Source organism: Streptomyces sp. NPDC045695 (genome assembly GCF_056432025.1).
In genome coordinates, this window is record NZ_JBWKJU010000027.1 from 26,895 (window position 1) to 40,353 (window position 13,459).

Sequence of the window (13,459 nt, forward strand, 5' to 3'; positions counted from 1 at the left end):
GGATCACCAGGGGAACCCGCCAAAGTAATCCCCGTCAGCGGGAAACGCCCCGCTCGAAGGAAAGAGACCGACAGTGTCGAACGCAGCGAACACCGCGAACCAGATGCAGCCCAACGCAGAGGAGACCGTCCCCCGTGAGATCGTGCTCGCCTCACGCCCGGTGGGTGAGCCCGGGGCGGACGTCTTCCGGCTAACCCGGGCCCGGGTGCCGGAGGTGACTGCGGGGCAGGTCGTCGTACGCAACACCTGGATGTCGGTGGACCCGTACATGCGGGGCCGGATGGACGACGCACCTTCTTACATCCCGCCCTTCCGGCTCGGCGCCCCGCTGGAAGGAAGCGCCGTCGGCGAGGTCGTCGCCTCGCGGTCCGAAGCGGTGCCGGTCGGAGCGACCGTCTCGCACTTTCTGGGCTGGCGTGAGTACGCCGTCCTGGACGCCGCGGCCGTGACCGTCATTGACACGGGCATCGCACCGCCGCAGGCCTACCTGGGCGCCCTGGGCACAACCGGCCTCACGGCCTTCGCGGCTCTGACCGAGGTCGCCCCGGTGCGGCGGGGCGACGTGGTGTTCGTCTCCGCCGCGGCCGGGGCGGTCGGCAGTGTCGCGGGACAGCTGGCTCGCAAGCTCGGGGCGTCGAAGGTGATCGGCTCGGCGGGCGGTCCGGAGAAGGCGAAGAAGCTGGTGGCCGACTTCGGGTACGACGCCGCGATCGACTACCGGGCGGGCTCGCTCGGCGGACAGCTGGCGAAGGCGGCGCCGGAAGGTATCGACGTTTATCTCGACAGCGTGGGCGGCGACCACCTGCGGGCAGCGGTCGGCGCGATGAAGCCGGGCGGCCACATCGCACTGGTCGGTGCGATCAGCGGCTACAACGCAACGGGGCCGGCCGAGGGCCACGACCTCTTCCAGGCCGCGGCCAAGGAACTCACCCTGCGCGGCATGCTCGTCAGCAGCTACTTCCACCTCTTTCCCGAGTGGATCGGGCGGGCGGCTGGATGGCTCGCCGACGGCTCCCTGCACACCGAACAGACTGTGCTCGAGGGCATCGAGGCGGCGCCGGCCGCGTTCCTCGGCATGATGCGCGGCGCCAACACGGGCAAAATGCTCGTCCGGCTCGGCGGATGACGACCATGACGAGAGTGCAGAGGACGGACATGACACGGCAGGCCCTCCTGGTCTTCGCCCACCCTCGCAGCGACTCCCTCACCGCACAGATCGCGCAGCGCAGCCGAAAACGCCTCGTGGCCGACGGGTACACGGTCGACCTGCTGGATCTGTACGCCGAGGGGTTCGACCCCCGCACCGGTACCGAGGACGAGCCGGACTTCACAGACCGGGACAAGGAGTACTCCCTTGAGGCCCAGTCCCACATGGACCGCATCGAGAGCGCCGACCTCATCGTCGTGGTCTTCCCGATCTGGTGGTTCGCCCTGCCAGCCATCCTCAAGGGCTGGATCGACCGTGTGTGGAACTACGGCTTCGCGTACGGCCTCAGCCGCCCCCGCCTCGCTGCCAAGCGGATGCTCTGGATCGGACTGTCCAGCTACACGCACGCGCTGTTCACCGCGGGCGGCTGGGACGTCCTGATCCGCCGCCAGCTTCAGGTCGGCATCGCCGAGTTCTGCGGGATCGAGGACGCCACGGTGGAATTCGTCCACGATTCCCTTACCGCGGGTCCCCTGGGCCTCAACGCAGCGGACGTCGCGCTCACCTCGTTCCTCGCTGCTAACACAACGGACCGGGTTACGCGATGAGGCCGACGCCCACGGAACGTCAGTGTCCTGCCACCCCGCCATCTGAAGGGAACACCTCACATGAACGATGACCGCATCCTCACCAACCCCGCCGGGCTGCACGACCCCACGCCCTTCGGCTACAGCCATGCCGCCTCGGCGCCAGGGGAACTCGTCTTCATCGCCGGGCAGTACGCCTCTGACGAAACCGGGCAAGTCATACCCGGAGACTTCACCGCACAGGTCACACGATCCTTCGACAACCTCCGCCTCGCGCTGGCCGGTGTCGGCCTCGGTTTCGAGCACGTCGTACGGCTCGGCACCTACATCGTCGACCACGACCTCGGGAAACTGGAGATCCTCACCACCGCCCTGCACGGCGTCTGGACCGATTACCCGCCGGCCCAGACGCTCACCGGAGTCTCCTCCCTGGCCATGCCCGGGATGCTCTTCGAGGTCGACGCCATCGCGGCCCGCCCGGCCACGGCCTCGCAAGGAAGCCCCCTGCGCATCAGTCAGTGAGACTTGCCAAATCTTCGGGCCCTGAAGATGATGCCAACCCAACGAAGCAGGTCCCTAAACGCTGCCGGCCGCGGTGGACGACCGGTCCGTGCGGCGAAAGGCAGCTCGGCAGGAGCGCGGGCAGTGGCCCGTGTGGCGGGCGAAGAGGGCGGCGAAGGTGCCGGGGTCCTGGTAGCCAACGGCCGAAGCGACGGCGGCGACGGTGCGGTCGGTCGTCTCCGTGCTGGGCTTGGATGCGAAGGAACGGCCGTTCGTACCCGGTGCGGGATTCGTGGAAGATCCGGACGGAAAGCTTCTCGTGAACAGAGCCAGCCGCTTGACCGGGAAGTCCACTTATCGTCGGAAGCCCAGGTGCTCGCCCGGCCCGCTGCGGCAGCCCCGCCGGCAGTGGACATCGACCTGGCGGCACTCGAACTGACGGGCACGCCAGGGTCATCCTCCCTCAGGCCTACGGTGGGCAGTGAGGGAGGTCAGGGCGTGGTGATGTTCTCCGCCGGGGGGCCCTTCTGGCCCTGGGTGACGTCGAACGTCACGACCTGGCCTTCCTGGAGCTCACGGAGGCCGGAGGAGTTGATCGCCGGGTAGTGGGCGAAGACGTCCGGGCCGCCACCGTCCTGAGCGGTGAGGCCGAAGCCCTTCTCCGCGTTGAACCACTCCACAGTTCCCGTAGCCATATCTATGCCGAAGCGTACGAGACGAAGCCTGACGTCGGCTTCACCCCCTGCGCAAGGACCTCACTGCGGTCGGCCTCGGCCCGCGACCATGCGAACAGCGCTGCCGCCCATGCAGGCAACGGCCGAGGACGAGGAGCTGCGGGCGGGTCAGGTCCCGGTGATCGCGCCGATGATCGCTTCGGTGGTGTCGCGTCTTCTGATCTTGGTCCAGCCGCGGTATCCGGTCAGATAGCGGCTGTTCAGGGGCTTAATCTGGATCCCCTCCACGCCCGACACGTCCTTCCAGGACTCCAGCCATTCCCGCGCCTTGGCCAGGTCCGTCGTCATCGGGCAGAGCGTCCACGGGGCCGTCAGGGCGTGCGCGGAGAACAGGTTCTCCAGCAGTGCGCGCCGCTCTGCGTACGGGCGGGTGAGGAGCTCGTGGCCGTCGTGCTGCAAGAGGTCGAAGGCGACGAAGTAGGCCGGCCACCGGTCCTGGACCAGCGCCCCGCGCCGGGTCTGCACCAGCACCGTGCCGCCCGGGCCGGCCGCGGTGAACAGCAGCGTCCGGTGACCGTCCAGCTTCTGCTCGTACGCCACCCCCGCCGGCAGCGCCGCCGGGCCCGGCACGGCTTCCGCGGCCTGCGCCAGCATCGGCTCAACCGGCGGTCTGAGCGTCACAGGGCCTCCCTCACGGCTTGCCTGCCCCTATTCCAGGGTCCGCGGCCGGTCGCGCTTGAACGCTTCGTGTGGGTGCGTCTCTCCGGAGCTGTTACAGCGGTGGTAGAGGGTGCGTTGCCGGTCCAGGGTGAGGACGGTGCCTCGGAAGCCGCGGGCCTGTGGAGCGTCGAGGGGCGGCCGGGTTGTGGAGGACTGCTCCGGTGTGGTGGGCGTGGGCGAAGAACTGGCGCAGTGCTGCCAGCCAGGACGCCCTGCGGACCGACTTTCAGGCGAGGAACGCCTCCAGGTCTTTGGTGGTCACAGATGCCCACGCCCGGTGGCCCCGGCCTGTGATGTGGATTTTGATGGTCTTCAGCTGGTTCGGGCGCAGCCCCAGCGCGACGGCGCGCTCACGCTGGTCGACCAGTGCCCGGGCGAAGGCGAGCGCACCCCGGTGGTGAAGCCGTAGATCAGCAGACGCAGCATCAGCCGCGGATGGTAGGGCGGGTAGCCGCGTTTCTCGGTGTAGTCCGCCAGGACCGGTCCGGGGTCCAGCACCTCGTCTACCAGGTCGGCGACGAACCGGGCCAGGTGTCCCTCGGGCAGCCAATCGTCCAGCGACGGCGGCAACAGGGCCTGGCGCGGGTCGAGCGCCCTAAACCGTTTGTCCACCGCCGCCGGACGGCCCTGCGGCTGCCTCTTCTCGAGCGGCTCGACCGCGAACAAACCGTCTCCACCGCGCATACCGGGATGATCTCGCACGGATGATCACAACGCCCCACTCGGGTTGCCGACTACGGAGTCACGCTCTCAGCGGTAGAAAGTCCGGCCAGCGACGCCGGATGAGACCGACCAGACCTCGACAATCAACCCATTGGAGACCCTGAGGATGTCGACTCCGCTCCTGGCGACCTTCCCACCGTCCTCGGCCACGAAGCTCGCGAGGTAGGGACGCGCGACAAGTCCGGTCGGTGCGCCGTCGGCAGGCGTGAGATCGACGACGGCGGTCCCCTCCGCTGCGAAGAGAAGCCCGGTGTGGGACTTGTGCCAGGCAGTGACAATCTCGGCAAGCTGCTGCGGGGTGCGGATTTCATCGAAGGCGTCGGTGCCCGCCTGTGCATAACGCAGCACGAATTCGGGCGCCATGATCTCGTTGACGAGATCGAGGTCACCGTTCCACACGGCCGTCCACTGGTCGAACAGGCCGATACCGAACGCGCGCATGCCGTCGTCGCCCACCACAACCCCCTGAGTTAAGGATCTTCGTAACGCGACGACGGTAGCAAGCACCTACGACAGTTACTGACCCACGCTCCTAGCCGGAGGCAAGCACCACGCGTCCGGCCTGGAAGCGCCCCAAGGGGCAAATAAAGAGTGCGGTCGGGAGTGAGGATGACGGTGGCCTCGGTCAACCCGTTCCAGCAGTGGCTGCGGCCGTTGTAGCGGGGGGTGAGGTAGGACCATTCCAGGTTCCCGGCGATCATGGCCTCCAGCGCGTCCAGGTAGACGCGGAGGCCGCTGCGCGGCCCGCCTCACCGGCGCGCAGCGTGGTGGCACCCGGAACAACACCGACCACAGCACCCGACCACGGTCCCGCCCCCCACCACGGCCGACAACCCGGCCGGCTGTGGCTACCGGCCACCGCCCGCCCGACCACCGAACCTTTACCCGAGACCGACGACCACAGCGACGACCACGAAGAGGAACAGCCCAGGCTGAATGGCATCCAGTTCGGACGCCGGAGCCTGACCGCCTGCCTGGGAAGTGCGGTCATCAACAACAGCAGCCGCACCGCGAGGGTCTATCAAAAGGACAACTACTTCGGCCGGCACGTGTGCATCGGGCCGACGGCGACACCATCACAGACCTGCGGTCCTACCAGCTCAACGACACCACCCACTCCCTGAAGAACAACACCACACCGTGTGGGGCATAAGGATGCATGGGCGGCCAAACGCGCCGCTCTCCGGTTCTACCGGTAAGCCGGGGCCACCTCCATCGGACGGCGACGTCTCCGCGAAGGGCGCCCCGCGACAAGCGAAACCACAGCTGGCCGACCATCCGGCTGCCCGGCCAAGGCCCACACCCTCACAGCCACCTGCTATCAGCGCGCCGCACACCAAGGCCGGTGAACGCCGGGCCAGGAGCGTGGCCCCGCCTGCCTGTGCGCCTGTGGGGGTGAGAGCCGATGATCGGCACGCACGTTCAGCACTGCGGCCACTCCGTCCTGGTCGGTGCCGGCGGGCAACTCGACCAAGACGCGGGGGCAGCGTTCTTGCGGGCGCTGGGCGACGTCACCGTCGATCCCCTGCTGGACCGCGTGGCGTGGCGTGGCGGGGCGTCGGCTGTCCAGCATGGTTCCCGGCGACGAGTGAGCGCAAGAGCGGGGCCGCCACATCCGAGTGCGGTGCGGCAGGGACAGAACCAAGGTGGTGGAGCGGGTGTAGCGGTGGCGCTGCCAGAACGAGTACGTGCCGCCGATGGTGCCGCGGGCGCCTTCCCAGATGCGGTGCCCGGCGTAGCGCTCGTAGTCCCAGACCTCACGTGCGAGGCGGGTCTGGGACATGGTGCCGTTGTCGAGTTCGAAGAGGCGGACCTCGCTGGTCTTGGTCGGCACGGCGAGGACGGCGTCGGTGTTGAAGGACAGGCGAGTCTCCTTGATGGCGTGGTTGACCTCCACCTGCCAGTCGGTCAGGTACTCCCGGCGGCCGGAGAGGACGGCGTCGGTGTAGGCGAGGATCGTGGCGGTCACCGCCACGGCGTGCGGGCCGAACCCGGCTCTCACTGCCTTCGCGCCGGTGCCGGCCTTCGGACGGGACGGAAGCTCGTTGCCGTCGGCCAGGGCCTTCTGTCCCGCCGGGGCGAGGTGCCGCTGCACGCACGGCACGTGGATCCACACGTACTCACCGAAGTCCAGGGGCCCGTACCGGTCGGCGAGCCGCTTGTAGTCAGCCGGCAGCCGCAGCCCGAGCCAGTCCTCGACGGCCGCCCAGTCGATGGGTACAGAGGCGGGTGGGCGCTCGATGGAAGGTGTGACAAAAGTGCTTATGTCCGATGTCAATTGACGTCCTTCAGCGTGCGTCATGTGCTCGGCCGATTCTTCCGTCTGCGCAGGCCAGGCGGAAATCGGGCGGCTGGTTGGTTGGCAGGACGCATCGGTCCCCCACCACGACCAGTACCCCACCACACCCAACGGCTCCCGTATCGGCAGGACACATGGTGGACGACAGGGCCAACCGACGACGCCCGTGGCGCTCTGGAAAGCGACGAGGTGGGGGAGAAACACGATGCACACGTGATCCCACTCCGTTCACGGACGCCAGAGCCTCCACCGGTCGAGCCTCCAGATGTCCTCAACTCCACCAATCTCGACCTCGGACTCAAGGAGGTCGCCGGCAGCCGCCGCTACAACGCCCAGGGTCGGGCCCGTGGCGCGGGCCGGGACCCGACCTTGGGGCCCTCGTGCTGGGCCCAACGATTGCCCAGCAGGTCACCGGCGCGCGGGACAGCCGCCCACGCCCTGGCTTTGTTGGCGAGTTGCGGGTTCTGGCACAGATCTTGGGGAGTCGTCGCGGAGCGTTACCTCGATGTTCGATTGTGAGGAGACGGGTTCGTGTGAGACGGCGTATGCCTTGTCGTCCCACGGACAGAATTGACGCTCCCTCAGGTACCTGCAGATCGCTGCTGCGGTCGGTTGTGGACGGTGATGGTGCTGGTCATGCAGACCGATGCACCGTTCTGGGACTCTCTGGTGTTCGACGGGATCGACGATGTGGATGTCGAGGCGGTGACGGCCGCGTTCGGCACGGTCGAGGTGGTGGCGAGAGGCCGAGAGGCTGGCTCTGGATGTCCGGACTGTGGCCGCTTCTCGGACCGGGTCCACGACCGATATCAGCGGAAGCTGAAGGACCTACCGCTTGCTGATCAGGGCTTTGTGATCCGACTGACGGTCCGGCGCTTCATCTGCGGGTCGGGGGACTGCCCGCGCCGGACGTTCGCCGAGCCGTTCTCGCGGCTGGCCGCCCCGCACACACGGTTCACCAGGCGGCTCAACCACGCCCTGGAGCAAGTGGGGCTCGCGCTGGCCGGGCGGGCCTGCGCCCGGCTCGCCGCCCAGCTCGGCTTCGGCGCGGGACGGATGACCTTGTTACGCAGGGTCATGGCATTGCCCGATCCACTGTTCAGCACCGCGGGTGCTGGGCGTGGACGACTTCGCGATCCGCCGCGGCCAGACCTACTCCACCGTCTTGACCAGCGTCGAAGAGCATCGCGTGGTCGATGTGCTCCCGACGCGTGAAGCCGGGCCGCTGGCCGCCTGGCTGATCCGCCACCCCGGCGTGGAGATCATCTGCCGGGACCGGGCGGGCGCCTACGCGGAGGGTGCCCGGCGCGGTGCTCCCGAGGCTCTGCAGGTCGCCGACCGGTTCCATCTGTGGCAGGGCCTCGGCCGGGCTGTGGAGACCTGCGTCGCCGCCCATCGCGACTGCCTGCGGAGTCCTTCGCCCAGCGGCATGTTGCCGGAGGCCACCCGACTGGCTTCCGGTCGCCCGCAGGACGACTCGGAGCCCGTCGGCCGGCGGGCCGAGCGGAAGAAGGCAGCACATGCCCTGGTCCACGAGCTCCTTGCCGCTGGGTATCTGGAGTGTCAGCGGCTGCTGAGAGGGTCGATCATGGCGTGGGCGGCCTGTCAGGGACGCGGGGCTTTCTCACCGTGCACGGCTGTGTACTCGGCTGCGAGCCAAGGGCCGAGGTCGTTGATGAGCATCCCGAGCACCGCCTGGTCGGGTGAGGGCGCACGGCCAATGGACGCGGCGACACGCATCTGCTCGACGCGCTCGGGGTAGTAGTGGCCGAAGAGCTCGGCGGACTGGTCGAGGTCGCTGGTCCAGCCGCCCCATCGGGGCATGATCAGGGTGAATCCTGTGCGGACGATGCGACGGCCGACGAGACGGCTGAGGGTCCGGCGATCGGCGTCCGTGGTGGCTTGGGCTGCTTTGGCACGCCAGTGTGGAAGCACGCGGGCGAGGTCGCCGTTGGTCTCCCGCGCGAGTAGGGCTGTGGGGTGGTAACGGGGCAGCTGTTCTGCGAGGTCAGGGCCCAGCAACGGGGTGCAGAGGCAGGCGATGAAGAATCCGCCATCGTGACGTTCGAGGTCGCTGAGCAGAACCCGCGTGCTGGTCAGCAGGATCCCGACGCCATCGATCTGCGGGAGTGTACGGTCGAGTACGGTCTCGATCGCTTTGGCGTCAGCGCGGTCGGCTTCGGTGGGCTCATCGTGGAGGGCGAGCTGGAGGTCGAGGTCGGAGACTCCGGGGGTGGCGGTGCCACGTGGGATGCTGCCGTAGAGGTAGGCGCTGTGCAGGCGCGTTCTGCCGAACGCCTGGGTGATGTGAGCGCGGGCGGCATCGACGACGGGAACGAACGCTGCCGGCACTCGGTCCAGTGCGCCTTCGCGTGCGATCGCTCCGTCGCGGTCCAACCCTCGTTTATCCATGGGGCCACTGTGCCTTGCGGTGTGCGTGCTGCCGAGCGGATTTCCGAGGCGGTGCGGCGTCGCGAATCGCAACGCCCACGCATCCGCCAGCGGGCGGTGCAGCACCAACCCGCCAGGATCGATGGACGCGACCTCGCCGTCCTCGTTCGTTCCCCAACCCGCGGGGCGCTGCGGCGGCAGGATGTGCGCGGGCTCACGCGAGTCCGAGCCTCGCAACCGAACACCGCTGTTACCCTCTGCGACCGCTCCCCAAGATCTGTGCCAGAACCGAGTTGCGAGAGCGCCTGTTGCCCGGCGCCAAGAGCAGGCTCTTCCCCGGGAGAGTGATGTCGCTGAGTTTTAGTTCTGGCTCAACTTCTGTGGAGCTGGAACGCTGCGTGTTGCCGATGCCCCGCTCACCGCCCAGGTCCCAGGTGGCGTCCCGCCCGCCAGAACCGAACCTACCCGCCTCCGGCCTGGTCGCCATCGACGACATCGAGCTCCTCCTCGCCCACGCACTTGTCAAGGCCGGCGCCGTGACCGCCGCCCGGTACGCCCCGCGACGAGGTGTAGGAAGCCTCTGCGCAACCGTGCCTCGCCAGCCCCACGACTGTTGTGGGGCGGGCGGCGGCCTCCCATACCGGGCCGTGGGCGGCGGTGCGGGCCTCGTATGGCCGCAGTGGGTCAGGTCAGGTCAGGTCAGGAACGGACTCGCCGCCGTCTCTCGTCCACTTACGCAGCCGGCGTCGGAACCCTCCGGTCTCGGCCTACAGCACTGACGGAGAGGCAGTATGGCGAAGGTGCGGTATTCACCTACTGAGGTTTTCGTGTGTCGTCGGGTGGTGACGGTTCGTGATCCCTGCGGTATGCCTGTGGGGTGAGGTATTCGGAGGGTCGGGGCCTGACCACTGAGCGTCGGGCGTTTCGTGAGGAGATCCGGCTTCAGGCCGGGCAGCGGTTCGCGGCGGGTGAGAAAACCTCGGTGATCGCGAAGGACCTGCGAGTGAGCGTGCGGTCGGTGGAACGCTGGCGCCGTGCCTGGCGCGAGGGCGGCATGGGGGGCCTGCGTTCCGCGGGTCCAGCGAACTCACCGACCATCACCGATGCCCAGTTCGCCGTGCTGGATAAGGAACTCGGCAAAGGCCCGGCGACGCACGGCTTCGAAGACGAACGCTGGACCCTGGTCCGGGTCCAGGTGGTGATCCGCCGTCGGCTGCGAGTGAGCCTGTCGGTGGCGACGGTGTGGCGGCTGCTGAAGCGGCACGGCTGGTCCTGGCAGGCGCCCGCCCGCAGAGCACTGGAGCGTGACGAGCACGCGGTGGAGCTGTGGAAGAAGGAGGTGTGGCCCCGGGTAAAAGGCTCGCGGCGGCCTCTGGAGCCTGGATCGTCTTCGAGGACGAGGCCGGCTTCTCGATGACGCCGCCCCGTGCCCGCACCTGGGGCCGGCGCGGACATACCCCCGTCATCCGCGTGCGTGGCAGGTCCCGCCGCCGGACCTCGGTTGCCGCGCTGTGCTGCTACAAGGCCGACGAGAAGAGCCGTCTCATCCACCGGCCCCGCACGCACCTCCTGCTCAAGGGCGCCCGCAAGAGCTTCTCGTGGAAGGACTATCGCGACCTCCTGGTGCGGGCACACATCCAGCTCGACGGACCGATCGTGGTGGTCTGGGACAATGTCAATACCCACCTGGCCGCGGGGCTGAAGCGGTACGAGGCCGAACACGACTGGCTCACCACCGTCCGGCTTCCGCCGTACGCACCTGACCTGAATCCCGTCGAGGCTGTCTGGTCACTCGTGCGCAGAGCAATGGCCAACACCGCCTTCACCACACCCGACGACCTCGACCGCAAGCTCCGCAGCGAGTTACGCAGGATCCAACTCCGGCCCTGTCTCATCGACGGCTGCCTCACCGCCACAAGACTGGCCAGTAACCCGCCGACCCCGCCTTGAAAGCCTCAGTAACCGGTTCCGCGCTCCAGGACAAGGTCTGGGTGCATGGCCCGGGCAAGGAGCCCTGGGAGGTGTACGTCGTCAAGGCCGACGCCGGCACCCTCGGCAAGAGCGCGGAGGCGCCCCGGACGCCTGCTGCACCACCGACGAGTAGGCCATCGAGCCCGGCCGAGGGCGAAGGCCGCCGCCGGCTGCGCGTGCGGTAGCGGAGGGAGTAGTGGAGATGAGCCGACGACGCGACCGGGCGCCGCGTCGTCGACCACGCCTTACGCGTTCGGGTCCCAGGCGAAGAGCCGCTCGAAGATGACCCGGTTGCCGTCGATCTTCACCGAGTCCAGCGGGGTGCGTCCATAGAACCACAGGACCAGCTCACCGGCCGTGCCCTGGGCGGAGGCGTCGGCCGGGGCCTCACCCTCGCCAGCAGCCGGGAGGCGGACGGCGCGGGCGCCGTCCGCCTCGACCGTGAAGCGCCAGGAGCGGCCCTCGGTGGCGTGGTAGTCGACGACGGCCGGCTTGTGCGGCCAGACGCCCGACCACGCGCAGCAGGTGAACAGGAAGTCCTCGACGCCGTCCAGCGCCACCTCCGCCCGCAGCGGCTGCGCGGCGCCCACGGTGAGCTGGGCGTCATAGGTGTGCATCGCGATCTCCTGAAGCTGGTGCCGGGCGACGGCACCGCTGGTCCGCGGCGACTGCGAGGCGCCCCACCACGTCCAGCACTCGGCGTCCGGGCCGACCTCCCGCAGGGTGTCCAGCAGCTCCTGCGTCGACTCGGCCAGCCAGGCCACCAACGCCCCTCGCTCCCGGGGCGCCTGCGCCTCGGCGCGCGCCGCCACGGCCTCGGCCGGCGGGGCGTCGGCCGGACCGGCCTCGACGACGGCGGCCCAGAACGGGCGGCCCGAGCCCAGGTGCCGCGCCAGGTCGAACAGCGTCCATTCTGGACAGGTCGGCACCTGCGCGTCCAGGCTGGGAGCGGCGGCGATCGCGGCGCGGAAGGCGCCCGACCGTTCGTCGATGAGTCGCAGCAGGTCAGGGAAGTCCAGAGTGTTTTGCACGCCGGATGTCTATCACTGCGCCCCGTGCGACCGCACGCGGATTTTCACAGCCGACGCGGCGGGCGCGCGGCACGTCCGCGCACCTTCGGATGGCGCGGTGCCCTGCTCTCATGCACAGCATCGTTCGAAGTCGCCCGATCGGGGATTCCCGTTCGACCAACACCCCTCGACATCGGAACCACGGCAACAGCCACTGATCTCTGGATCGGTTGGCCTGCCGCGAACTGGCCTTTGCCGTGCCTTGGGGGTTGTCTCGGCCTAGCCTGCAACGAGGCCGAGGCGCTGCCACGGCCTGTCGGCGGGCGGCCCGCGGAAAACGAGTTGATCGCGGGCCGTGGCCTCGATCATGATCGCCTGCATGGACCTGTAACGGCTGCCACGTAGCAAAGCCAACCTGTCGCGCGGTTGACCCCGGAGCCTGACGACTCGGCCCCGAGGCGATGACTCGCGCCCTCGTGTGCATCCGTCATATTCCAGGAGCCGCAGCCTCGCCTGCGAGAGCTCCTGGTCAGTCCTGAAAGCAACCACATCCATGAATACTGATCGCAAGGCCCTGTGGGCCGTGCGTGAGTCCGCGCTGCCCAGCGTCGTACGCCCCTGCCCGGACTGCTCCGGCAGTCGGCACCGTCCCTCGGGCAAGATCCGTGTCAACGCGAGCGGCAAACTCCTCGACGTCTGGCTCCTCCTGAGCTGTGCAGGGTGCGACCGGACCTCGAAGGTCCCCGTCTACGAGCGCGTCCACGTCTCGTCGCTGGAGCCCGCTCGCCTGGTGGTGTTCGAGAACAATGACCCAGCCGTTGTACGGGAGCTGGCGATAAGTCAGTCGCTGGCCGCGAAGAACGGATACCGCCTCGACTGGACCGGTACGTGGGAGGTGGAGACCCGCACGCCCCTCTACGCACTCGACGACCCGGCACCGCTCAAGGTCCTGGTCAGCTTCGAGCTGCCCGCGCCGGTCCGGGTCGAACGCCTGCTCATGCTCGGGCTCGGGCTCAGCCGCAGTGGGGTACGACGCATGGTCGGGGACGGGCGTATCCACCTCCCGCTGGCCCTGGACGCCAAGGCGCATCGTGACTTCGAGCTCACCATCCACGATCTCGGTTCCGTCGACGCTGCGAAGCACTCGAAGCTCCTTGGCGCTCCGACCGACGTGCGCACCGACCTGAGCCGCGTCGGGTTGCACAACACGCCGCAGCACGTGTCGCGATCGGCGGCGGGAGCGTAAGAGCGGCAGCAGGGCCTTCTGGACAGCCTGTTGGCGTAGACAACCTTCGAGCTGCCAGGAGGCCCTGCTCAGTGCGGCACCAGCAACAGTCACCCGATCGGGACTCCCGTTCGACCAACACCCCACAGGATCGGAACGGCGACAGCCGCTCAAGATTCGCTGTCGCAGGTCACCTGTGCAACGCACGGGG

The 13,459-nt window shown here is 68.6% G+C and carries 12 protein-coding genes and 3 pseudogenes; 8 read left to right on the forward strand and 7 right to left on the reverse strand.

Annotated elements, in window-relative coordinates:
* Positions 1 to 103 precede the first annotated feature (103 nt).
* From AC07DU_RS30685 to AC07DU_RS30695, 3 genes are read left to right on the forward strand one after another with little or no spacing between them, the layout of a single operon-like run.
* On the forward strand, positions 104 to 1,126 hold the full coding sequence (locus AC07DU_RS30685; protein WP_479115041.1) for an NADP-dependent oxidoreductase: 1,023 nt from the start codon (positions 104 to 106) through the stop codon (positions 1,124 to 1,126).
* Between the two features lie 5 nt (positions 1,127 to 1,131).
* The gene (locus AC07DU_RS30690; RefSeq protein ID WP_479114978.1) at positions 1,132 to 1,755 is read left to right on the forward strand and encodes an NAD(P)H oxidoreductase; all 624 of its coding nucleotides are present in this window, start codon (positions 1,132 to 1,134) and stop codon (positions 1,753 to 1,755) included.
* A 60-nt stretch (positions 1,756 to 1,815) separates the two neighbouring features.
* The gene (locus AC07DU_RS30695) at positions 1,816 to 2,256 is read left to right on the forward strand and encodes a RidA family protein (protein WP_479114980.1); all 441 of its coding nucleotides are present in this window, start codon (positions 1,816 to 1,818) and stop codon (positions 2,254 to 2,256) included.
* Positions 2,257 to 2,726: 470 nt separating this feature from the next.
* Here the strand turns inward: AC07DU_RS30695 and AC07DU_RS30700 are convergent, their stop codons facing one another.
* From AC07DU_RS30700 to AC07DU_RS30720, 5 genes and pseudogenes are all read right to left on the reverse strand, one after another.
* On the reverse strand, positions 2,727 to 2,930 hold the full coding sequence (locus AC07DU_RS30700) for a cold shock domain-containing protein (protein WP_479114982.1): 204 nt from the start codon (positions 2,928 to 2,930) through the stop codon (positions 2,727 to 2,729).
* Between the two features lie 147 nt (positions 2,931 to 3,077).
* On the reverse strand, positions 3,078 to 3,590 hold the full coding sequence (locus tag AC07DU_RS30705) for an ATP-dependent DNA ligase (protein WP_479114984.1): 513 nt from the start codon (positions 3,588 to 3,590) through the stop codon (positions 3,078 to 3,080).
* Between the two features lie 420 nt (positions 3,591 to 4,010).
* Positions 4,011 to 4,241 (reverse strand): annotated as a pseudogene (locus AC07DU_RS30710) (transposase); the annotation flags it as partial.
* A 138-nt stretch (positions 4,242 to 4,379) separates the two neighbouring features.
* A complete protein-coding gene (locus AC07DU_RS30715; protein WP_479114986.1) occupies positions 4,380 to 4,808 on the reverse strand; it encodes a nuclear transport factor 2 family protein in 429 nt (142 codons plus the stop codon).
* An 865-nt stretch (positions 4,809 to 5,673) separates the two neighbouring features.
* On the reverse strand, positions 5,674 to 6,630 hold the full coding sequence (locus AC07DU_RS30720; RefSeq protein ID WP_479114988.1) for a replication-relaxation family protein: 957 nt from the start codon (positions 6,628 to 6,630) through the stop codon (positions 5,674 to 5,676).
* 657 nt (positions 6,631 to 7,287) lie between these two features.
* On the opposite strand from AC07DU_RS30720, the gene AC07DU_RS30725 reads away from it, so the two are divergent.
* Positions 7,288 to 7,866, forward strand: coding sequence for a transposase family protein (locus AC07DU_RS30725; RefSeq protein ID WP_479114990.1), 579 nt, complete (start codon positions 7,288 to 7,290; stop codon positions 7,864 to 7,866).
* A pseudogene (locus tag AC07DU_RS30730) lies at positions 7,772 to 7,993 on the forward strand (transposase); the annotation flags it as partial. The gene AC07DU_RS30725 and the pseudogene AC07DU_RS30730, both read left to right, overlap by 95 nt.
* A gap of 263 nt (positions 7,994 to 8,256) precedes the next feature.
* On the opposite strand, the gene AC07DU_RS30735 reads toward AC07DU_RS30730, so the two are convergent.
* Entirely contained in the window at positions 8,257 to 9,063 is an 807-nt protein-coding gene (locus AC07DU_RS30735) for a nucleotidyltransferase domain-containing protein (protein WP_479115043.1), read from the reverse strand.
* Positions 9,064 to 9,919: 856 nt separating this feature from the next.
* Here AC07DU_RS30735 and AC07DU_RS30740 point away from each other — a divergent pair.
* Positions 9,920 to 10,992, forward strand: a protein-coding gene (locus AC07DU_RS30740; RefSeq protein ID WP_479114992.1) for an IS630 family transposase whose coding sequence is annotated in 2 segments (ribosomal slippage) — positions 9,920 to 10,366 and positions 10,369 to 10,992 — 1,071 coding nt in all. Because the reading frame shifts where the segments join, the coding sequence is not laid out codon by codon here.
* 20 nt (positions 10,993 to 11,012) lie between these two features.
* Positions 11,013 to 11,196 (forward strand): annotated as a pseudogene (locus AC07DU_RS30745) (glyoxalase/bleomycin resistance/dioxygenase family protein); the annotation flags it as partial.
* Between the two features lie 62 nt (positions 11,197 to 11,258).
* Here the strand turns inward: AC07DU_RS30745 and AC07DU_RS30750 are convergent.
* Positions 11,259 to 12,044, reverse strand: a complete 786-nt coding sequence (locus AC07DU_RS30750) for a maleylpyruvate isomerase family mycothiol-dependent enzyme (protein WP_468888569.1) — start codon at positions 12,042 to 12,044, stop codon at positions 11,259 to 11,261.
* 532 nt (positions 12,045 to 12,576) lie between these two features.
* Between AC07DU_RS30750 and AC07DU_RS30755 the strand changes: the two genes are divergently transcribed.
* Positions 12,577 to 13,269, forward strand: a complete 693-nt coding sequence (locus AC07DU_RS30755; RefSeq protein ID WP_479114995.1) for a DUF1062 domain-containing protein — start codon at positions 12,577 to 12,579, stop codon at positions 13,267 to 13,269.
* Positions 13,270 to 13,459 lie beyond the last annotated feature (190 nt).